We start from the raw sequence: 21,774 nt of genomic DNA on the forward strand, positions 1-21,774 counted from the left end.
GACCTGTAAATCGAATAAACCTTCATTTTATATGTTAGCGTTTATCTATCGGCACACCGCTCTTCGCCTCACCTAAGAGAGGCGTAGACAAGACGTAGATGCCGTGATTAGAAAATGCCCATACGAGATTACGATCCCATTCTACAAAAATACTGTGGACCGGGTTTGAATGCTCGCTCATTTCTTTGCCACTGCCGTCATTGCTCAAGTATTCACCAGACATTTTTGGAACAAAGTACGCTTCGATCGTTGGCTTGCTCGGATTTTTCAGATCAAACACCTGCACGCCAGCATTGTAGAATGCATACGGCATTACCGTTTGGCTCGGTGTTCCCGGCTGGATCGCAGCATAACCACTGCGCTTTGGTCCAAAGCTTCCACGGCGTTGGCAGTAATCTGTGAACGGCGCATCGCCAGGTGGGGTTGGACGCGGCATAGTGAAAGCAATTTTTGGATTCAGTGGATCACGGACATCAATCGCATAAATGTCTTTGTATGGCTCGTGGCAATCCTCACCCAATGGGTAGCCACTGTAGTAAACCATGCCTGTCGTCTCAACCTTCGTAACATCGATATTGTCTCCCTCAGTACCACTTGCGCTGATCGGCATGTCAATATGAGAAACAGCTTTCATATTATTTGGATCAGTAATATCGACGACCCAGAAGCCGTAGCCTCCCATGGCTGCATACCCGTATTTTCCGCCTTTTTCCACTGGCTTTGGAATGAACAGCGGCATTCTGGCACCCATCCAGGTCGTTTTGTTACCAGCACGCGGGTTTTTGTTGTAGGCTTCTTCCTCGCCCTTGCGCTGTCCAGGTACCCACCAGGTATCTAATCTTTTTGGTTTGGTAGGATCAGAGACGTCAAAAGCCATTTGACCTGCGGAGTATAGATAGCTTTTGTACTCGGTGTTGGAAAAGCTGTCATCCGGCGCACCTGCAATGAACAAATACTTGTCGCCGTTGTATACAGGCACATCCAAGCCACCAGAGCCTTCCTGGACCTCGTCACCCGGATTTGCTTTCGGATCAAGTGCTGTTTCGGAGAGCAGCTTCCATTCTGTGAACAGCGGGCTCGTTACTTCATAGATACGGAATCCGCGCAGCATTTTTCGATCTTTAATCGCTTGAACCTCTTCTGGATTGGTGTATTTATTAGACAGCACACCATAGCGAGGCACTTCGTATACCTGAACGGCGATCAGCTTGCCCAGCTCTTTGTTATACTTGATCGTCATGGGACCAAACTGATGCTCTACTTTTGTATCGAAGCTTTTGTACGCAATCCGTTTGGCATTTTTCGGATCGGTAATATCAAAGACGTTGTACATGGTCGTTTCATAGTCATACAGGTACCTCTTGCCATTCAGATCAAAAGTCGCCTGCCAACTGTGGCCCCACCCTGCCACATACGGGTAAAATGCTTCGACATTCATATTTTTCACGTACTGGTTCTGATCCAAATAAGGCAGGCTTCCATTGAAAGGCTGTGGCCCCTCGTTGTCTGGTGTCGCCGTTGGATGAGTGAATATTCCTGTCTTCCCATCATATCCCCAGGTTCCAGGCGCTGGCTCGGCTGGCTCCCCCGGCAATAGCTTGTGCTCTTCTTTCGGATAGGCTGCTGGTGCATCTGGTGCGTTTACATTGAGTCCGGTTCGCGGTGCCACAAACGCATCTGACTTTGCAGGCGTCGAGGCATCTACCGCTGTAATCGGCACAAGTGAGCCTAATACAAGGGTCGTGGCAAGAAACGTACTCATTACTCGCTGCTTCTTCTCTTTTTTCATTGAATCAATCCCCTTTATCTACTAGATGGAATCGCCCCTATATGAAAGTCTGGATGTTACGAGGTAATGTTTTTGTTGTCTTCCTTCCCTTGATTAGCAGATGCTTCATAAGCACTCGGATTTGCCTTTTTCCAGATGAAATAGGCAATCGAAATGATGAGCAGAAGCGGGAAGCCCATAGTCAGCGTATCTTTAAATTCTGGCTGGAACCATGTAGAGAGTACGACGCAAGCCAAGAGAACTGCTCCCAGGATTGTCAGATACGGAAAGCCAATCATTCTCACCGGCAGCTTTCGACCGCCCATTTTTTCCCATTTACGACGGAAGAACAGGTGTGTAATGAAAACCATGAACCATGCGAACATCGCACCAAAGCTGGAGAGGGAAATCATGACCACAAACGATTGATCAGGAGCGACAATGTTGATGATCGTCGCAATCGCAATTCCGATCGTGGATAGGGCCAGCGCTTTGACCGGAACGCCTTTTTTACTTAAATCACCGAGCTTGGCAGGTGCAAAGCCTGCGCGAGACAGAGAAAATACCATCCTAGTAGAAATGTAGAGCTGACTGTTCATGGCAGAGAGGGCTGCCGTCAATACAACGAAGTTCATAATGCCAGCCGCGCCCGGAATATTGATAATTTCAAAAACTTTTACAAAAGGACTGGCATCGCTTCCTGCCTGTTGCCACGGAACAATCATGAGCATGAGGGCGAGAGTCAAAATGTAGAACAGCACTAGCCTGATAACAGCCGTTTTCAAAGCCATCGGAACCGCTTTTTCCGGCTCTTTTGCTTCACCGGCACTGACTGCGATCATTTCAATACTGAGGTAGCTGAACAAGGAGATAAAGATAGCGATCCACATGCCCCATACCCCGTTCGGGAAGAAGCCGTCATTATTAGTAAAGTTCTGCGGACCGACTTCTGGGTTTGAAGTACCGAATACAACATAAGCTCCAAATACGATAAACAAAATAATAGCTGCTACTTTAATCATGGAGAACCAATATTCAACAGTACCGAACAAGTTTACACTGGTAGCGTTTACATAAAGGAGTACTGCGGAAAAGATGACGATCCAGATGATGCCTGGTACATCAGGGAACCAGTACTTCATATAAACGGACATCGCCGATACTTCTGTCCCAACTGCACATACCAGACTAAACCAATACGCATAGCGGACGGAAAAGCCTGCCCATGGATTAATGTAGCGTTCTGCGTGGGCACCAAATGATCCGGTCGTCGGATGAGCGACAGTCATCTCAGCCAGACATCCCATCAGTAATAACGCAATGACCGCACCAATCAGATAGCTGACAATGACACTCGGTCCTGCAAAGCCAATCGCCATCCCGCTGCCGAGAAACAATCCGGTACCGATCGCACCGCCGATGGCAATCATCGCGAGCTGGCGGGTAGTTAACCCGCGTTGCAGCCCTTTCTCCCTCTCCATGATGTCTTGAAAGTTGTTATTGCTTGACACATGCACTCACTCCTTTTGATCAAGCGCTTAGGCTACAACTCCGCGCTTGTTTTCAAATTTTTCGTAGCTCTTTTCTTGCATAATGGTTTTTAAGATTTGCACACTTTCCCATACCTCGGTGTATGTCGTGTAGAAAGCAACCGGAGCCAAACGAATGATGTTAGGAGCGCGGAAGTCAGGAATGATTCCAGCTTCCTTTAGTGCCTTGCAAATGCGTACTGCTTCTTCGTGTTCCAGGCTTACGTGGCCGCCGCGACGCTCATCCTCTTGCGGATTCGCAATGACAAATCCCATGCCAGCAAGCTCCACCTCAATTAAATCCATCATATAGCGGGTCAGCTTCAGTGACTTTTCGCGGAGCACTTCGACGGACACCTCTTCAAACATTTCCAGCGAACCAAGCAGCGGTGCCAGGCTGAACATATGCGGAGTTCCAGTCTGGTACGCTCCAGCTGTCTCGCATACATCCAGCGTGTGTTCCATGTCAAATTGCTTGTCCTTCTTCGAGCTGTACCACCCTGCAAGTCCAGGAGTTCTTCCAAAATGCTTGCGATTCACATAAATGCTGCCGACACTTCCCGGGCCTGCGTTTACGTATTTGTAGTTGCACCAGTAAGCAAAGTCCACGCCCCACTTGCTGAAATAATGCGGGATTGCTCCAACAGAATGGCAGCCGTCAAAACCGATCAAGATCCCTTTGTCATGAGCAGCCGTTGTCAAGCGCTCGATATCCAGTAGCTGACCGCTTCGATAGAGTACCGTTGGCAGGACAACAAGCGCCACCTCGTCTGTCATTGCAGAAATGATGTCTTCCTCTTCAATCAGGCGACCATCGCGGCTGGCTACTCGAATCAAATGCTCGTCAGGGTCTAGCCCATGCAGCTTGATATGACTTTGCAGTGCGTAAATATCGGTAGGAAAGTCGAGCTCTGTTGCGATGATTTTGGTCCGTTTCCCCTCTGGCTGATAAAAAGTAGCTGCCATTTGATGCAAATTGATCGTAGTGGAGCCTGTTACAATCACTTCCTCTGGATTTGCACCAACGAGAGACGAACTCAACACTCCCAGTTTTTCAGAAAGGAAGAACCATGGATGCTGCCCTGTCGTCCAACCCTCGATCCCGAGCTCCTTCCATGACTGCACCAGATCAAACAAGCTTTTTTCCGCTCGCTTGGACATGAGACCAAGCGAATTTCCATCTAGATACATACTGGGCAACAGGTAAAACTCGTCTCGGTATTTCGCCAGTTTATCCTGTGCGTCTAGCTCCCCGGCATAGTTTTTGGTAAGTGGGATTGATGCGTATGGCATAGCTACCTCCTTGGAAATTCGTTGATTTACCGGCTTTGCACTACTTTGGTGACTCCCCCCACACCCCAGTGGGAGGGGGGAAGCTCTGTAACCAGTACGCGAACCTGCTCAGGCCGGACATCCAAGCTTGTAGTGATTGCTGCGGTCACGCCCTCAATCAAATTCCTGATTTGCTCTTTATCTCTGCCTTGCAGGATGGAAACCTGAACAATCGGCATACTAGCACCTCGCTATTGACTGACTCTAGAATCGGGATAGGTTACCTCTTATCCTTGGCAGCCGAATGTGACACTGCCCATCCCATCGACCGTTACTTGAATGACATCGCCTGGCTCAAAAGCGATCGCCTCTGTAATGGCCCCGCTCAGGACAATCTGGCCCTTTTTCAGGCCGAGACCTTTTTCGCCCAGCTTATTGACTGCCCACGCCATGGACGCCGCTGGATGACCAAGCACAGCTGCACCTGAGCCTGTCGTTTGGATCATTCCATTTTTGCTCATGACCACGCCCGTCAAAGCGAGATCGAATTCGTGAGGAGACACCCACTTGCTCCCTACGACAAAAGCGGAGGAGGAGCAGTTGTCTGCCACAACATCTGGCAGTGTAAAGCGGAAATTCTCATAACGACTGTCGATAATCTCAATCGCTGGAGCAACGTATTTGGTTACCCGCAGCACATCCTCTGCCGTAACATTTGTCCCTTGAAAATCTTCTCCCATCATAAAGGCGATTTCCGGCTCCGCCTTTGGATGAATAAAGCGGCTATAAGCGAGAGGCTCCCATTCTAGTGCAAGCATCCCGTCGGTTAAGTAACCGTAAATCGCCTCGTGCACGCCCATCATCTGTTGCTTTGCCCTGCTGGTAAGTCCCAGCTTCAAGCCGATGCAGCGTTCACCAGCCTGCTCCTTGCGCTCAATCAATTGCTGCTGAATCTCATACGCTACCTCAATCGGGAGATCAGGATAACGGGAGGTGATCTTCTCTACCTCTCTCTTCTCCCTCTCCGCTGAAAGCAAATAGTCGACCAGCTCTCGTCGTACTTCCTGTGTGATCGCCATTTGTCATACCCCCGCTCTTCGGATCTGCGCCAGCTCCGCTGCCACATCAATAATCATGTCTTCTTGTCCGCCCACTGCTTTTCGTCTGCCGACCTCCATCAAGATGTCTCTGGCATCAACACCGAAACGCTTGCTCGCACGCTCGGCGTGGAGAAGGAAGCTGGAATAGACGCCTGCATAGCCCATGACGAGACTGCCTTTGCGAATTTCCTGTGATTGTGGCAGGATCGGACCCACGATGTCTTCGGCTACATCCATCATTTTGTAGAGATCGATCCCGAGCTGTATGCCCATCCGATCCAGAACAGCAAGCAATACCTCTGTTTGTGCATTGCCAGCCCCTGCCCCCAGACAGCGCATGCTGCCATCGATTCGAGTAGCCCCCTCTTCAATCGCTACAAGCGTATTGGCAATCGCTACGGACAAATTGTTATGAGCATGGAAGCCAATTTCGATATTGAGAGCCTGACGCATGGCGCGGATACGCTCTCGTACCTGATCCGGCAAGAGCGCTCCCGCTGAATCCGTCACGTAAACAGCTTCTGCTCCATAGCTTTGCATCAGCTTTGCTTGCTCCACGAGCTTTTCGACTGGTGCAGAATGCGCCATCATCAGAAAACCGCAGACTTCCATGCCCAGCTCGCGCGCCATCTGGATGTGCTGAGCAGATACATCAGCCTCCGTCACATGCGTAGCGACCCGAACGAGACTAGCCCCTAGCTGTCTTGCTTGCTTCAGCTCGTTTACTGTTCCCACTCCGGGAATCAGCAGAACCGCTACCTTTGCCTGCTTGCAAGCTGCAACAGCCGTTTCAATCAATTCCATTTCGTTTACACGAGAGCGCCCGTATTGAATCGTCGAGCCGCCCAATCCGTCTCCATGGCTGACTTCAATGTAGTGCATGCCTGCATCGTCGAGACCAGCTACAATAGACTTCACTTGCGCTGTAGTAAACTGGTGAGCTACGACGTGACTTCCGTCGCGCAAGCAAACCTCTGTCATTTTGATTGGTAGATTCCTATTCCGTTCCAAGGCTTACTCCTCTCCCATCCAGTAGATGACGAGCGATCTGTTCTCCTACCCGCATAGCCGCTGCCGTCATGATGTCCAAATTGCCTGCATATGGAGGGAAGTAGTCTCCCGCTCCCTCGATTTCCAGAAACACCGTCACCCGGTTCTCTTCGAACAGCGGCTCCTGCTTGAGGCGATAACCGGGTACATAGTGGTGAACCTCCTGAACAATATCCAAAATAGACTGGCGGATCGCAGCTTCATCCATCTGAGCCACTTCACAATAGATGGTGTCCCGCATCAAAATTGGCGGTTCTGCAGGGTTCAGTATGATGATCGCTTTGCCTTGATCTGCTCCGCCTACTTGTTCCAGTGCTTGGCGAGTCGTCATTGTAAACTCATCGATATTGGCGCGTGTACCGGGGCCAGCGCTCTTGCTTGCTATCGTCGCTACAATTTCTGCGTAGCTGACATTGGCTACGCGATTGATCGCATATACGATCGGGATCGTCGCCTGACCGCCGCATGTGATCATGTTGAGGTTCGTCGTTTCCAATTCCAGCTGCTCCGTAAGGTTGACGACCGGGCACACGAATGGTCCCCGTGCCGCTGGAGTTAGATCGATTGCTCGTATGCCTAGCTCTTTCAGCACTTTTGCATGACGAACATGTGCTTTTGCAGAGGTAGCATCAAACACGATTTCTGCCAAATCCGGCTGGTTCACAATCGCCTCAATACCGTTTGCAAAAACAGGATACCCTTTGTCCTTTGCCCGCTTGAGACCATCAGAATCCGGGTCAATCCCGATAACAGCTGCTATCTCTATTACACTGCTTCTCTCCAACTTGTACATCAGGTCGGTGCCGATATTGCCTGATCCTAAGATGGCTGCCTTGATTTTTTTCAAAGTAAGTCTCCTCTCTACCGAAACGTCACAGAAACGGACCCCAATGACCCGAAACTGGCTGTGACGAAATCTCCCTCTCTGACTGCTACGGCAGCGCTAAGAGCACCTGGTAAAATCAACTCGCCTGCTTTCAGACCAATCCCAAACTCATGAAGCTTATTCGCCAGCCAGGCAACCGCATGGGCTGGGTGACCCAATGCTGCTGCGCCTGCTCCAGTACCGACTTCTTCTTCATTTTTGTACAGCGCCATGCCTACGCTTCTCAGATCGAGACCATCCAGACGAGTGCGCTGATCCCCGACGACGACAAGTGCAGAAGAGCCATTGTCTGCCACGGTATCGACCAGCTTGATTTTCCAGTCTGCGATGCGGCTATCAATAATCTCAAGTGTCGGCACCACATACTCGGTTGCCATCAATACATCCAGGTAGTTGATATTTGGACCAACTAGATCAGCCCTAAGCACGAAACCAATTTCCGCTTCAACCTTTGGCAAAAGCAGTTGATCAACTTGAACCGTGTCGTTATTTTTTACGACCATGTTGTCCAGCAAATGTCCGTAATCTGGCTCATCGACCCCCAACATTCGCTGCATAGCCAGGCTAGTCAAACCGACTTTTTTGCCGATGACTTCTCTTCCGCTGTCCAGCTTTTTTTCCAAAACCTTGAGCTGAATACGATAAGCATCGATTGTCTGCAAGCCCTCATAACGCGTGGTAATCGGCGCTACTGGCTGACGGATCTGTTCTGCTGCGAGCAGTTCCTGTGCTACGCTTTCGATTATTTGTTCCATGTCATGTCCATCCTTTCGCTTCCGCGTTGCAATTACAGCTTCATCGTCACTGTTTTGGCCTCGGTATAGAACTCAAAGCTGTGACGACCACCTTCGCGGCCGATTCCACTTGCCTTTGAGCCGCCAAACGGTGTGCGCAAATCACGCACATACCAGCAGTTGATCCAGAGCAAGCCGGAGTTGATGCCTGCTGCCACGCGATGGGCACGACGCAGATCGTTTGTCCAGACTACACCAGCCAGACCGTAAATCGAATCATTCGCGATTCGGATAGCCTCTTCTTCTGTTTTGAACGGGATGACCACCAGCACAGGGCCGAAAATCTCCTCTTGAGCCACCCTCATTTTGTTATCGACGTCATACAAGACGGTCGGCTCGTAGTAATTTCCTTTATCCAGTCCAGCGACGCGCTTTCCGCCGTGCGCCAGCTTTGCTCCCTCGGACAATCCGATCTGCACATATTGCTCGACGGTTTCCAGATGACTTTTTGACACGAGCGCCCCCATGTCTGTTTCCATATCCAGAGGATCGCCAACCTTGATCTTTTGTACAGCGACAACAAACTTTTCAAGGAATTTCTCGTATACAGACTCCTCAACCAGCAGTCGCGAGCCTGCGAGGCAAATTTCGCCCTGGTTGCGGAAAATCGCTTCCACTGAGCCTTTTACCGTTTCATCGAGATCGGCATCTGCAAAAACGATGTTCGCGGACTTGCCGCCCAGCTCCAGCGATACCGGGATCAACTCCGAAGCCGCATTGCGCATGATCGTTTTGCCTGTAGTGGTTTCTCCTACGAACGAAATACGTCGCACATGCGGATTTGTGGTCATGGCTGTGCCGACGGTTCCACCTGGACCGGTCAAAATATTCAGAACTCCTGGTGGCAAACCAGCTTCGTTGGCGATTTCCCCCAGCATGAGCGCAGATAGCGGAGTGTAGGATGCTGGTTTTACTACGATCGTGTTCCCTGCTGCCAATGCTGCCGAAGCTTTCCAGGTCATCTGCATAAATGGCAGGTTCCACGGGATGATCAGGCTGGTTACGCCTGCTGGCGCATATTTGGCATAGGACATGAAGTTTCCTTTGTCGTAATGCTCATGGTTCACGTACTTCGCCATCTCTGCAAAGAAGCGCAGGTTTTGGGCCGCACGCGGAATGTCAAAGCCGAGACTCTCCTTGATCGGCTTGCCGACATCCATCGTTTCCAGCGTCGCGAGCTCTTCGACGCGCTCCAGAACCAGATCAGACATGCGGCACAAGATTTCAGAGCGCTCTTCTACTGATTTATTGCTCCAAACCCCGCTCTCAAAAGCGGCCTGCGCGATCTCGATTGTCTTGCTCGTGTCCCGCTCATCAGCGCAGGCTACCGATGCGAGCTTTTCGTTTGTCGCCGGGTTGATCGTGTCAAACGTTTCCCCAGACATCGCGTCTACATACTCACCATTGATAAACAGTTTGGCATCTTGCAGTTGAATGCTGTTCATGTTTCCCCTCCTGTCTACTCCTCGATCTCCAGTACCATCTCTATCTCTACGGCTGTATTACCCGGCAGCTGCGCCATCCCGACCGCGGATCGACCATGCTTGCCCTTTTCTCCAAAAACGGCTACCAACAAATCGGAAGCTCCGTTCATCACTTTCGGTTGATCCGTAAAATCTTCAGTAGAATTGACAAATCCCAAAATTTTGACGACTCTCTTCACTTTGCCAAGATCGCCAATTTCCGCTTTGACCGCCGCGAGCAGGTTGAGCATGGATTGCCGAGAAGCCAAATATCCTTCCTCAATCGTGAGGTCATGACCAAGCTTACCTTTGTACTGATCGACTCCCTGTCCTGCGGTAAACAGGAGATTGCCTGTACGAACGCTCGCTACATAGTTGCCAACAGGGGTACGAAGCTGTGGAAGTAGAAGACCCAGCTCAGCTAAATTTTGTTCGGGTGTCTGTAATTGTTCTGCCACTCCTATGTCTCCTCTCATCGCGATACTTTCAAGAATTCGAGGGCATTGCCCCCGAGCATCGCACTCTTTTGCTCCTCTGTCAGTCCAGGGGTATCATAAATGACTTTTCCTGGTGGAAGCTCGCGGAGCAAAAACGGGTAATCCGTACCCATCAAGATTTTTTCATGACCAAATCGCTCAATCAGAAGCTTGATGTTGTTCGGCTCGTAATTCAGAGAATCAAAGTAAAAGTTTTTCGCATAGTAGCTAGGTGGGTGTTCAGTCACGCGCAGGTGCGGCCAAACCTTCCAGCCTTGGTCGAGACGAGGCAAAATGTACGGGAAGGAGCCTCCGCCATGTGCAAAGCACACCTTTAGCTTCGGAAATTTCTCCATGACGCCGCCTCCGACCAGACTCGCTGCTGCAAGTGCCGTTTCGCTTGGCATCCCAACTGTATACATGAAGTTGTGGCGGGGCATTCTCTCCCGTCCTAGCGTCTCCCACGGATGGACAAACAATGGCACCTCCCATTTCTCGCACATCTCGAAGAACGGGAGAAAAACTGGATCATCCAAATTCAAGCCATTGATGTTGGAACCGATCTCGATCCCTTTCAAGCCCAACGTGTGCATGCAGCGTTCCATTTCTCGAATAGAGCCCTCCACGTCTTGCAGTGGAACGGTTCCCAGTCCGATGAAGCGATCCGGATACATGCGCACCGTATCAGCGATAAAGTCATTTTGCAGGCGAGCCATCGCTTCCGCTGCTTCAGCAGGCGCCCAGTAAGAGAAGGTCACAGGAATCGGTGAGAGCACTTGAACATCTACACCTTCTGCGATCATGTCCTCGATGCGTTTTTTCGGGTCCCAGCACTGATCGGTAATTTCACGAAACAGCTTGCCGCCTACCATGATATTGGCACCGCAGGAGCAGGTCGGTTGCAGTACCGGCCAGCGATCACCGCCATATTTCCCTGAAAAATCAGGCAAATCAGCCGGGATGATGTGTGTATGAAAATCTACTCTGGTTGCCATTCTTTCACTTCCTCTGACATGACATGTCCGCAATTTTTGCACGCGCGCAGATCGGCGCTGCTGTTGAATGTGTAAATCGCTTCTTTTACCTGCTTTTCAATATCAGTCAATTGAACACGCGTACGGTGCATTTCCTGGTCACATTGATCGCAGAACCAGACGAAATCCTCCAGCTCTCCGTGGTCGCGGTTGCGTTCGATGACAAGCCCAATCGTATCCGCTACACGGTGAGGGGAATGCGGCACGTTTGCTGGCAGGAGGAACATTTCGCCTTCACGCACGGTGATGACCTCGCGTTTGCCCTCTTCATTAATGATTTCGACATAGCAATCGCCTTTTAGCTGATAAAAGATCTCTTCCGAAGGGTCTACGTGAAAATCCCGTCTTTTGTTCGGACCGCCTAGCACCATCATCATCAGCTCAGCGTCTTTCCAAACGACTTTATTGTTGACAGGTGGTTTCAGGCTGTCTTTATTTTCCTCAATAAATTTCCAAATATGAACAGGACTAACGATTTTGCTCATTAGATGACACTCTCCTTTGACCATTCATTGGTTTCGATTTTTTTCGAATCAAAGCTTCCGTATTTCTCTTGGATAAATGTAAGCGCTACTGCTCCGAACAAGCACGGGATCGCGAACACGAGGAAATTACTTTGCAGAGGCAGGCTTAGTGATAGTAAAAATCCGCCTAGTGTTGGACCAAGAATCGCACCGATCCGGCCGATACCAAGTGACCAGCCGATGCCGGTAGAGCGCATTTCCTTCGGATAAAATTCTGTGATGTAAGGATTGGCGAGGTTTTGTGTGCCAATCGTACACGCGCCACCCACTCCAACGAATAGGTACAAAAGCAGCGTAGAAGATTTGAAGCCGAGGAGAACAAAGCACAGGGCACCAATAAGGTAAAACGCGATGATGACTTTCTTTGCACCCAGTTTGTCAGAGAGCCAGCCACCGATAAGCGAGCCTGCTATTGACCCGAGATTGAGTGTCAGCATGAACGACAGGCTGGAGCCCATAGGGTAACCTGCTTGCAGCATCAGCTTTGGCAGCCAGGTATTGAGACCGTAGACCATGATCAGGCAGCAGAAGGTGGAAAGCCAGAACAGGAACGTGCTGCGTGCCCGATTTTCTTCAAACAGCTTTTTGACAGGTGAGCCTTGTGCCTTTGCCTTTTCCGCTTCAAACTGAAATTCGTCCGTCTCCTTGTACTGTCCATAAGAATCGACCTGGTTCAGTATCCGGCAAAGCTCTTTGTTTTGCCTTTTCAAAATATAAAAGCTCATTGATTCCGGGCAGTGCTTGATAAACCATGGAAGCACGAGCAGAGGGATCACGCCTACCCAAAAGATAGACTGCCAGCCAAGTACCGGCATGACGTACATACCGAGCAGGGCTGCCATGATTCCACCGATCGCATATCCGCTGTACATCGCAGCTACTAAAATGCTTCTGATTTTTTTCGGTGAGTATTCTGTCATCAAAGCAATGACATTGGGCATCAGTCCTCCCAGACCAAGTCCTGCCACGATCCGCAGTATGGAGAAAATCGTAGGATTGGGAGAAAAGGCAACCAGCGCTGTTGCAATACTAAAGAGCGTGATGCAAATAATCAGTACCTTTTTCCTTCCGATCTTGTCTGCAAGCGGAGCGAAGACAAAAGCCCCTGCCATCATCCCAAGCAGTGCGTAGCTGCCCATTGCCCCTGCCTGCACCGGAGTCAAATTCCACTCCTGCATCAGGACAGGCAGTACCACGCCATACAGGTTCAGATCGTAGCCATCAAAAATGATGCTGAATGCACACCAGAAAAAAACACCTAAGTGAAACTTGGAAAACTTGCTTGTTGCCATGACCGTTTGCGCATTGACTGATCGCACGAACAACCTACCCCCAGCGAATTATGAAATTTCTTTTTGTCTGTTGCAGGTAGTTTGGGCATGGTCGGCGAATGGTAGTATTCTGACTTCCCTCCGTAGTGTTTTCCGGCTGGCCGCTTGAAAACTGACTCTACAGGGGGTGAAGTCTCTTTTTCGTGTCCATCAGCCTCGATAACCAAACCGTTTAGAAACCGCTAATGCCGCAAGTTTCACTTCGCTGATGAACGTTGCCATTTTTTCATCGGAGAATCGATGCTTGGGCCCAGCGCTACTAATAGAAGCAATGACTTTGCCCTCATGGTTAAAAATGGGTGCTGCCACGCATTTCAATCCGATCTCAATTTCCTCATCGTCAACTGCGTACCCCTGCTCCCGGATTTTTGCTAGCTCATTCTTGATCGCTTCCGGGTCCGTCAAAGTAAGAGAGGTAAACGCTTTCAATTCGACTTCGTTTAAAATGCGATCCACTGTCTCCTCGTCCAAATGAGCGAATAGCGCCTTTCCCACTCCGGTGCAGTACAGCGGTGCTCTTTTTCCCAGCATCGAGTACATGCGAAGTGATCCGGGCCCTTCTACTTTTTCCACGTACACAACTTCGTCTTTGTCGAGAACAACCAAATGGACAGTCTCTTGCAGCTTTGCCACCAGATCGTGGATGACCGGATAGGCGAGATTCCGCAGCTCCATCCCTCCTCCAACCAAATTGCCCAACTCGAACAGGCGAAGGCCCAATTTGTACTTTTGATCGGTTGGTTTTTGTTCGAGGTAGCCTCTGTTTTCCAACGTTTTGATCAACCCATGAACCGTGCTTTTGGATAGCTGGAGTCGGTCACTGATTTCTTTGACACTCAGCTCCGTATCGGTTAGTGAGAACAACTCCATAATGTCAATCGCTCGGTCCACCGACTGAATAAACTTCTCGCTCATGATCCCTCCCTTTCGTTCGACATTATCGAACGACGTTCGTGAATACTGAATACATTTCTTATTATAGGCTGACTTTTCCAACTACGCAATACACAATTTAGAGTTTTCTGTCATTTTCACACAAAAAAACCCGCGTCTTTAGATCGACACGGGATTACTCAGGCCTATCCTATTAGCCAAACGAGGAGCGCAACTTGCAATATACAGAATACGGGTACGAGGATAAGGAAGCGGGCATGCTTCGTTTTATGACGATAGGTGAGCATACCTGCCAGCGCCCCTAATCCTCCCCCTAAAAAAGCAACGAGCAATAAGCTCGCTTCCGGAATCCGAAATCCTCTTCTTGGGGCTAAGTGCTTGTCAATTTTCATCAGGCTCCATGCGTATCCATTGAGGAGCACGCCGCCAGCCACTGCCAACCACCAGATAGCAAGAACAGACCCGGCCAAAAGCATGACCCACCCGATACCAAGAAGCAGATTGCGATTCCTTCTATGCCGCGTTACTTGTTTATGGAACATAAGCTTACTCTCCTTTTGCTCGGTAAGCCCGATTCCCCAAAACGACCTTGCGCACAATCAAACCGATCGCCAAAACTGCTACTACGACGAGCAATGCGTAAAAGCCATATTTCCGAATGATCCCGATGATCGCTTCCACGTTGTTCCCAAAAACGTAGCCTAAAAAGTAAAAGGCTGTTGTCCAAACGAGACCGATTGGATAGGAGAGCAGGGCGTAGCGCCGATAGCTCATTCCACCCAATGCAACCAAATAGGGTACCACGTGACGCACGACTGGGAACAGGTAGCTGATGCACAAAGCCGTCGTCCCGTATTTTTCCAGCATGACTGTCGAACGGTCTACTGCATGGCGCATTTTTTCGCTCTTTGAAAGCCACCGTAATATGGGCCTTCCGAAGTATTTTCCAAGCAAAAATCCGATTGTTAAGCCTGAAGCCACACCTAAATACCCCGCTAAAAAGGAGTAAAATGGGTTGAGCAGGCCGATGGATGCCAAAAATCCCCCTGTAGCTACGACTAGCTCATCAGGAATGGGCAAACCCACAATTCCCAGCCATAGCAAAAAGAAAATGGCCAGGTAACCGTATTGCTCTATGATTGACATCAGCAGGTTGATTTCCATCAGGCAAAATCCCCTATCCTCGCCACTTTTCAGCTGCTTTCAAAGATGACAGTCAGTGGCTACTAGCGATCTATATGACACCTTTTAATACGTACGAACCCTCGAAAAAGCTACTTGTCTATTTTGCAATAGATGCACGCTTTTTATCAAGCAAGAAATCGCCTATCCTCGTTCAGGCCAAATGCTTGAGCGCTTCCCGCTTGCTGAGGCTCGCCAAAGGAGTCTTTTCTACAAAATCGCGTACTGCTTCGGGATTTGTTTTGGCATATTCCCTTAATGACCAGCCGATTGCCTTTTGGATAAAAAACTCCTTGGATGCTGCACATGTTGAAACATAGGTGAACAAGAGCTCTTGGTTCGTTTCCTGTTTATAGGAAAGCTGAAACAGAAGGGCAGTCCGTTGCAGCCACATATTTTGACTCTCCATCCATGCAGAGGTACGAGGTCCGATTCTCTCAGCGTGACGTCGTAGAATTGTACCCGCCATATGGGACGCAAGAAAATCTACGGTATCCCACCACGACTTTGTTGTAACTAATTCCTCAAGCAGATGAATGTGCCTGTCCGTCATCCTTTTTTTTACCTTACTCACTACATCGAGTGCCAAATACTGGTATTCCCTCTCTGGAAGCGCCCATAGCTGAAGCACGACCTCTTCCCAGTTGTCAGGTAACCCCTGCTCGCGAAACAGCTGCGTACTCAGTTCTTTGCGCACGGGGGATTTGATCCCTAAAAAGGGGAAGAGATTTTTCATATACTTTTCCATTGGCCCAGCCAAGTCCGCGTTAGCGTGAGCCTGAAATTTTTGAACGGCAGCATCTGTAAATGGGCTGGACATACCTATCTCCCCCCTTGCCGCATTAGCCTGCTACATTCACGCTGGGCTCTACGATGGTAAAGGCATTTTGCAACTCATCCTTGTACGGATAGTACACAACGAGTGTAAAATCACCTTCGATGACTTCCCCAGTCTTTAGCCAAGCCTCGATATCAAACGAAACCTTTGTCGCGAGCGTATGCTTGAAGTAGTCCTTTTCCACTGATGCGTGCAGGGCGAAATCCTCACGAAGTCGATCCCGCTGCTCATAAACCGTCGAAAACGTCTCTTGCATTTCTTCCTTTTCCATCACGTCTTCCCACCATAGCTTACGTGGGCGGTGCTTCTGGTTGCTCAGGAAGTCAAATTTCATCAGACTGACAACATGGTCAAGCCCTTCCAGCTGTTGAACCTGCAAAAAGCTTTGAAGACGGGTAAACAAATCCTCAAGCTGATGCCCGATGCGGCTCCAGTTTTGATTTTCCCAATAATCGCCAAACGATTGGAAGAAATCAAATGGCGACTCAAACTGATTTGCCAAAATCCATTCCAGCGTATGATCCATACGGTGAGCATTCCAATATTTTTCGAGCACATCCTCTACCCGCTTGATCTTTTGCATATCGGCAAACGAGAGAACGTTGTTGCCCAAAATCTCATAAGGAGCCTCATCCATAAATACGTAGCCGTGATTCGCTGCTCGCGCACGCACGCCTGTTCCACGCAGCATTTTCAAAAACCCGAGCTGGAGCTCTTCCGGCCGCAGAGCAAACACGTCATTAAACGTTTTGCGGAACGATTGATAGTCTTCCTCTGGCAAGCCTGCAATCAAGTCCAGATGCTGATCGATTTTTTTCGACTCCTTGATTTGGGTAACCGTTCGGGAGAGACGATCAAAACGCTGGATACGCTGAACAAGTCGATTCGTCTCATCGTTCGTGGACTGCACCCCGATCTCAAAGCGGAACACGCCTGGCGGTGCATTCTCGGTCAGGAAGTCCAGGACATCTGCACGCAAAATATCCGCTGTGATTTCAAATTGGAAGACCGTTCCGTTATGGTTATCGATCAGAAATTGAAAGATTTCCAAAGCGTACTTTTTATTAATATTAAATGTGCGGTCAACGAACTTAATCGTTTTAACACCATGGTTAATCAATCGTTGCAGCTCTTCCTTTACCCGCTCCAGGCTGAAGTAGCGTACGCCATCCTCAATGGAGGACAGACAGTATTGGCATTTGAATGGGCAGCCACGAGACGCTTCGAAATAGACGACACGATTGTTGAGCTCGTCCAAATGATCCGCGTAGGGGGAAGGAATACTGTCCATTTCCTCGATTTGTGCCCGTGGCATGGAGAAACGTACATATTCTCCGTCGCGGTAGGCGATTCCAGCTACATCCTGCAAGCGAGGAGGCTGCTTAGTCTCCAAAGCTTCCTGATAGACCTGCAAAAGCTCCAGGAAGGTTTGCTCGCCTTCGCCAATGGCAATCACGTCGATCTCAGGATGCTTTTTCATCCATTCGTCTGCATCATAGGTGACCTCAGGACCGCCGAGAATTACTGGCAAATCCGGGCATATCTTTTTCAGATTGCGAATCACGTCTAATGTCTCACGTATATTCCAGATGTAACAGGAAAATGCAACAACATCCGGCTGTCTTTTGTAAATGTCCGCTACTACATTTAAGGTCACATCGTTAATCGTATATTCAACCAGATCAATCGTTGGAAAAGATGACTGTGCGTAGCTGCGCAAATATCGCAATGCCAGCGACGAGTGAATAAACTTCGCGTTAAGCGTTGATAGTAAGATCTTCATGTGTGGTTCTACTCCCCTTGCGCTATCCGGCACGAAAAACCATCGCTTATATGGATGGTTTTATGCATGTCCGATCAGATTCCTTTCGTAACAGTACCATACGTAGCAAGAAAACGGCAAATTTCCGTCTTACCGATTCAATTCTCGAACGACATGTCCCAGCTCAGGAATAATCAGCCTGTTCATCGCCAAACGCACAGCACCCGTCGAGCCCGGTGTAGAAAAGATCATCTTCCCTTGACGTGTTCCAGCCACTGCTCGACTCAACATAGCCGCTGAACCGATGTCCTCTGTAAAGCTCAGCATGCGGAACAATTCTCCAAATCCCGGCATCTCTTTCTCCAGCAGGCCCGAGACTGCCTCGAACGTATTATCTCGCGGAGAAATGCCTGTTCCTCCATTTAGTAGAATAACCTGAACACTGCTGTGTAAAATGCCTTCCTCTATGGCGGCAATTACCTGTGCTGGCTCGTCCTTTACGATTCGATACAAGAGAGCCTCGTGCCCTGCTTCCGTCAACAGCTGCTTCATTAACTGTCCACTCTTGTCCGTCTCTTCTGTTCGTGTATCTGAAACTGTAATGACCATGCAGCTTACTTGTTTTGGTGAAAGAGCCTTGTGCTCCTGAGTGCTCATCCTGCCATCCTCCTGCTCCTTGGGCTTTCTCTTCCTTTATGATACCATTTTCTGAGGCCTGTTACCTGTGGCACATCCCCTAAAAAAACCTCTTTCGATGCCTCCTCAAGGAGGAGCGACCGCGTTATAGTGGAAAGTTTTTATGCGTTCCAGAAAGTTTAAGAAAGATTGCTTTCGCACGGCGTGGCACTTAAACCTTCTTACACGTTAAGAAATTATGCTAGCCCTATACCCTAGTTGGTTCTCTTTCCTATATAATGCTGATGACTGCTATTTTTGATCGACAAGGAGGCGTGGCCGGATGACAAACCGCCCTTTTTTCTCTTTTCATTTCCATAAACAATCCCACACGCCCATTTACGTACAGCTTGCAGAGCAATTGCAAACAGCCATTTTACGTGGGGCCTTTCTCGTGGACGGACAACAGCTCATTTCGCTGCGTGATATGAAAACAGTCAGCGGCTGCTCGCTGGAAACAGTAAAAAAAGCATACGATCATCTCGCTATGGAGGGCTGGCTGGAGGCCGTGCATGGCAAGGGGTACTATTTGACTCAGCAGGCAAAGGAAGCTCGTCTGGAAAACCGCTTGCCGCTTACAGATATCCCCATCGCTTCACTCGCAGATTCGTCCCCAAGGCCTGGCGAAGAGCTCGTTAAGCGTCTGCGTGGAGCTTTTTACGAAAGTCTGACAGTCTTGGATGAACCATCGGCCCAAAAGAAAATAAGACGCGCTCAGGCTGCCAAGGTGTTTGCGGATCACCTCCGTCGTCGCGGACTGCCGCATTATCCTGAGCGGCTGCTGCTGTTTAACAGAAGCACGAGCGGCTTTGCCTTTCTCGCGCAACGCATCATGAATGCGCGTGATGTCGTCTACGTCGAGGAATACAGCTATCCTGTCTTTCTACGCTTGCTGAGTCAATGCGGGATTACGGTGCGTCCGATCAAAATGGATGACCAGGGTGTATCGATCGAAGCACTGGATAACGAACAGGAGCATTATCCTGCCAACTGGCTTTTAATCAACCCGCATTATCACTTCCCTACCGGAATCAGCTATTCCGAAGAACGCAAGGAAGAGATTCTCGACTGGGCCAAGCGGCATAACGTCAGGCTCGTGGAGAATGATCACTACGGAGATTTATGGTTTGAACAGCCGAGTCACCCGCTCTACCAATTGGCGCGAGAAAAGGAAAGCTCTGTCGAGGTATACTACCTCCATTCCTTATCGAAAACTTTGGCCCGCGACTTACAGCTGGGTGTCCTGCTCCTGCCTTCTGATCTAAAAGAGGATGAGCTGGAGCGGTACCGTCAAATCGTCTCGATGACAGGCGCTGAGCCTTCTCTGCTCGTCGTAGAGGCTGCTGTCCGCCTGCTCGACGATCCGTGGTTTTCCGAGGTGTACCTTGCTGACAGGCGCGCCTTGTTCCATGAACGCTTTTTACGTCTCTGGCAGGAAAAACGTCAGGCTCTCCCTTCCCACGCAAGCATGTATCCGATCTCAGGCGGATTAAATACGTGGATTGAATGGGGGAATCCTACCTCCAAAGCTACAGAAGTGGAAGATCGAGTGATTGCCATACTCAAGGAAGAAGGTCTTGAGCTGACTGGCGGCCATGCGTTTCGGGTTGCAGATGAACCAGACGATTGCTTGCGTCGCCCAGCCGTTCGATTCCCGCTGGCACCAATGGAGGAGCGTGAGCTCAAGCACTGGCTGCATCGGTTAGGTGCTGCACTCATCCGGTAATTTGTTGAAAAAAGTGTCATACTAAGAGGCTTGCATTTTCTATTCCGCTACAAGCAATGAATCGATAAAAAGTCGAGGTAAAACCAACGATGATCAAAAAAATCGTAGAGAAGCTTCATCTTGATCCCCCAAAGACACTGGTGATTGGATTTGCTTTAATTATCCTTATCGGGACTACACTCTTAACGCTTCCCTCTGCGACAGAAAACGGGCTCGGATTGCCCTGGCTGGATGCTTTGTTTACCGCGACATCGGCTACCTGTGTGACTGGCCTGGTCGTAGTAGATACAGGAACGACCTTTACGGTATTTGGTCAGCTCGTAATCCTGTCACTCATTCAGATTGGCGGCCTCGGCTTTATGACGGTAGCCACCTTCTTTGCCCTGATCATGCGTAAAAAAATCTCATTGCGCGAGCGACTCATCCTTCAAGAATCGTTGAATCATATCTCCATGGAGGGTGTTGTTCGTTTGGCCAAAATGATTTTGATTTTTACTGCTTTGGCCGAGTTTATCGGTGGCGTTCTTCTCTCCATCCGGTTTGCCTTTGATTTTCCGCTCGGCAAGGCGATTTACTTCGGCTTTTTTCATGCGATCTCCAATTTCAACAATGCTGGCTTTGATTTGATGGGCGAATTTTCAAGTCTGACTGCCTATGTAGATGATCCGCTCGTCACACTCGTTGTGTGCGCATTGATTGTTTTGGGAGGGATCGGCTTTCTCGTCGTTAGCGAAGTGTACGATTACCCACGCACACATCGACTTTCTCTACATACAAAGGTAGTTTTGGCAACAACCGCTTTTTTGGTAGTTGGGGGTACCGTCCTTATTTTTTTGCTTGAGTATACAAATACAAAAACCTTGCAGCCTCTGTCGCCCATGGGCAAAGTGCTCGGCTCGTTATATCAGTCTGTCACCGCACGTACGGCGGGGTCTAATACGCTGAGTATCGGTGACATGCATCAGTCTTCCCTGTTTCTGATCATTCTGTTGATGTTTATTGGCGCTTCTCCTGGTTCGACCGGGGGCGGTATCAAAACGACTACGTTTGCTACCTTGATTGGTGCTGTCATCGCGCAAATAAAAGGAAAAGAAGACGTGATCTTTTTTCGCCAGCGGATTTTACCGCACATAATTTACAAATCGTTAACCGTGACGATGATCGGACTCTTCATCGTTATGGCGATGACGATGGTGCTGTCTATCACGGAGCCTGGAGCCACGTTCCAGATGGTACTGTTTGAAGTAACGTCAGCTTTTGCAACAACCGGTCTATCTATGGGGCTTACTCCGATGCTTTCGCCGATTGGAAAATGCTTGATCGTCCTCACGATGTTTGCAGGTCGGGTTGGACCGCTGACTATCGCTTTTGCACTAGCACAGCGTAAGCAAAAAGAATACTACCGTTACCCCAAAGGAAAGATCACAATCGGGTAAGTGAGCACGAAAAAACCCTGCCGACCATCTCAAG

At 49.4% G+C, this 21,774-nt stretch carries 21 protein-coding genes; 2 read left to right on the top strand and 19 right to left on the bottom strand.

Annotation, left to right across the window (positions count from 1 at the left end):
- Positions 1-34: 34 nt before the first annotated feature.
- The 19 genes from SB752_RS09280 to SB752_RS09370 all read right to left on the bottom strand — a co-directional run bounded on the left by SB752_RS09280 (position 35) and on the right by SB752_RS09370 (position 18,560).
- Complete coding sequence (locus SB752_RS09280; RefSeq protein ID WP_410715375.1) at positions 35-1,789, bottom strand: LVIVD repeat-containing protein; 1,755 nt, start codon at positions 1,787-1,789, stop codon at positions 35-37.
- A gap of 56 nt (positions 1,790-1,845) precedes the next feature.
- Complete coding sequence (locus tag SB752_RS09285) at positions 1,846-3,249, bottom strand: amino acid permease (protein ID WP_410715464.1); 1,404 nt, start codon at positions 3,247-3,249, stop codon at positions 1,846-1,848.
- A 57-nt stretch (positions 3,250-3,306) separates the two neighbouring features.
- Positions 3,307-4,590 (bottom strand): kynureninase, encoded by a 1,284-nt coding sequence (gene kynU / locus SB752_RS09290; protein ID WP_410715376.1) that lies wholly within the window; start codon positions 4,588-4,590, stop codon positions 3,307-3,309.
- A gap of 26 nt (positions 4,591-4,616) precedes the next feature.
- A complete protein-coding gene (locus tag SB752_RS09295; RefSeq protein WP_410715377.1) occupies positions 4,617-4,808 on the bottom strand; it encodes a 4-oxalocrotonate tautomerase in 192 nt (63 codons plus the stop codon).
- A gap of 48 nt (positions 4,809-4,856) precedes the next feature.
- Positions 4,857-5,648, bottom strand: a complete 792-nt coding sequence (locus tag SB752_RS09300) for a 2-keto-4-pentenoate hydratase (RefSeq protein WP_410715378.1) — start codon at positions 5,646-5,648, stop codon at positions 4,857-4,859.
- Between the two features lie 3 nt (positions 5,649-5,651).
- Positions 5,652-6,650 carry a 4-hydroxy-2-oxovalerate aldolase gene (dmpG, locus tag SB752_RS09305; protein ID WP_410715465.1) on the bottom strand — a complete coding sequence of 333 codons (999 nt, stop codon included), beginning with the start codon at positions 6,648-6,650 and terminating at the stop codon, positions 5,652-5,654.
- A 16-nt stretch (positions 6,651-6,666) separates the two neighbouring features.
- Positions 6,667-7,566 (bottom strand): acetaldehyde dehydrogenase (acetylating), encoded by a 900-nt coding sequence (locus tag SB752_RS09310; protein WP_410715379.1) that lies wholly within the window; start codon positions 7,564-7,566, stop codon positions 6,667-6,669.
- 14 nt (positions 7,567-7,580) lie between these two features.
- Complete coding sequence (locus SB752_RS09315) at positions 7,581-8,360, bottom strand: 2-keto-4-pentenoate hydratase (RefSeq protein WP_410715380.1); 780 nt, start codon at positions 8,358-8,360, stop codon at positions 7,581-7,583.
- A gap of 32 nt (positions 8,361-8,392) precedes the next feature.
- On the bottom strand, positions 8,393-9,844 hold the full coding sequence (locus SB752_RS09320; protein WP_410715381.1) for an aldehyde dehydrogenase: 1,452 nt from the start codon (positions 9,842-9,844) through the stop codon (positions 8,393-8,395).
- A gap of 14 nt (positions 9,845-9,858) precedes the next feature.
- Positions 9,859-10,320, bottom strand: coding sequence for a RidA family protein (locus SB752_RS09325; protein ID WP_410715382.1), 462 nt, complete (start codon positions 10,318-10,320; stop codon positions 9,859-9,861).
- Positions 10,321-10,334: 14 nt separating this feature from the next.
- Positions 10,335-11,333, bottom strand: coding sequence for an amidohydrolase family protein (locus SB752_RS09330; protein ID WP_410715383.1), 999 nt, complete (start codon positions 11,331-11,333; stop codon positions 10,335-10,337).
- Positions 11,318-11,857, bottom strand: coding sequence for a 3-hydroxyanthranilate 3,4-dioxygenase (locus tag SB752_RS09335; protein ID WP_410715384.1), 540 nt, complete (start codon positions 11,855-11,857; stop codon positions 11,318-11,320). Before SB752_RS09335 ends, SB752_RS09330 begins: the two co-directional genes overlap by 16 nt.
- Positions 11,857-13,215: an MFS transporter gene (locus SB752_RS09340; protein WP_410715385.1), complete on the bottom strand. Its 1,359-nt coding sequence runs from the start codon at positions 13,213-13,215 to the stop codon at positions 11,857-11,859. Before SB752_RS09340 ends, SB752_RS09335 begins: the two co-directional genes overlap by 1 nt.
- Before the next feature lie 162 nt (positions 13,216-13,377).
- Positions 13,378-14,142, bottom strand: coding sequence for an IclR family transcriptional regulator (locus SB752_RS09345; protein WP_410715386.1), 765 nt, complete (start codon positions 14,140-14,142; stop codon positions 13,378-13,380).
- Positions 14,143-14,306: 164 nt separating this feature from the next.
- A complete protein-coding gene (locus SB752_RS09350; RefSeq protein ID WP_410715387.1) occupies positions 14,307-14,663 on the bottom strand; it encodes a DUF1294 domain-containing protein in 357 nt (118 codons plus the stop codon).
- Positions 14,664-14,667: 4 nt separating this feature from the next.
- Positions 14,668-15,285: a DedA family protein gene (locus tag SB752_RS09355; RefSeq protein WP_410715388.1), complete on the bottom strand. Its 618-nt coding sequence runs from the start codon at positions 15,283-15,285 to the stop codon at positions 14,668-14,670.
- 172 nt (positions 15,286-15,457) lie between these two features.
- Positions 15,458-16,123 (bottom strand): DNA alkylation repair protein, encoded by a 666-nt coding sequence (locus tag SB752_RS09360; protein WP_410715389.1) that lies wholly within the window; start codon positions 16,121-16,123, stop codon positions 15,458-15,460.
- A 22-nt stretch (positions 16,124-16,145) separates the two neighbouring features.
- The gene (locus tag SB752_RS09365) at positions 16,146-17,924 is read right to left on the bottom strand and encodes a B12-binding domain-containing radical SAM protein (RefSeq protein WP_410715390.1); all 1,779 of its coding nucleotides are present in this window, start codon (positions 17,922-17,924) and stop codon (positions 16,146-16,148) included.
- A 129-nt stretch (positions 17,925-18,053) separates the two neighbouring features.
- Entirely contained in the window at positions 18,054-18,560 is a 507-nt protein-coding gene (locus SB752_RS09370; protein WP_410715391.1) for a MogA/MoaB family molybdenum cofactor biosynthesis protein, read from the bottom strand.
- A gap of 301 nt (positions 18,561-18,861) precedes the next feature.
- On the opposite strand from SB752_RS09370, the gene SB752_RS09375 reads away from it, so the two are divergent.
- Together SB752_RS09375 and SB752_RS09380 are read left to right on the top strand one after the other, a co-directional pair.
- The gene (locus SB752_RS09375) at positions 18,862-20,304 is read left to right on the top strand and encodes an aminotransferase-like domain-containing protein (RefSeq protein ID WP_410715392.1); all 1,443 of its coding nucleotides are present in this window, start codon (positions 18,862-18,864) and stop codon (positions 20,302-20,304) included.
- Positions 20,305-20,393: 89 nt separating this feature from the next.
- A complete protein-coding gene (locus SB752_RS09380) occupies positions 20,394-21,740 on the top strand; it encodes a TrkH family potassium uptake protein (RefSeq protein WP_410715393.1) in 1,347 nt (448 codons plus the stop codon).
- Positions 21,741-21,774: the final 34 nt, after the last annotated feature.

The sequence above is a fragment of the Brevibacillus sp. SIMBA_040 genome, assembly GCF_046535075.1.
Classification (GTDB): Bacteria; Bacillota; Bacilli; order Brevibacillales; family Brevibacillaceae; genus Brevibacillus.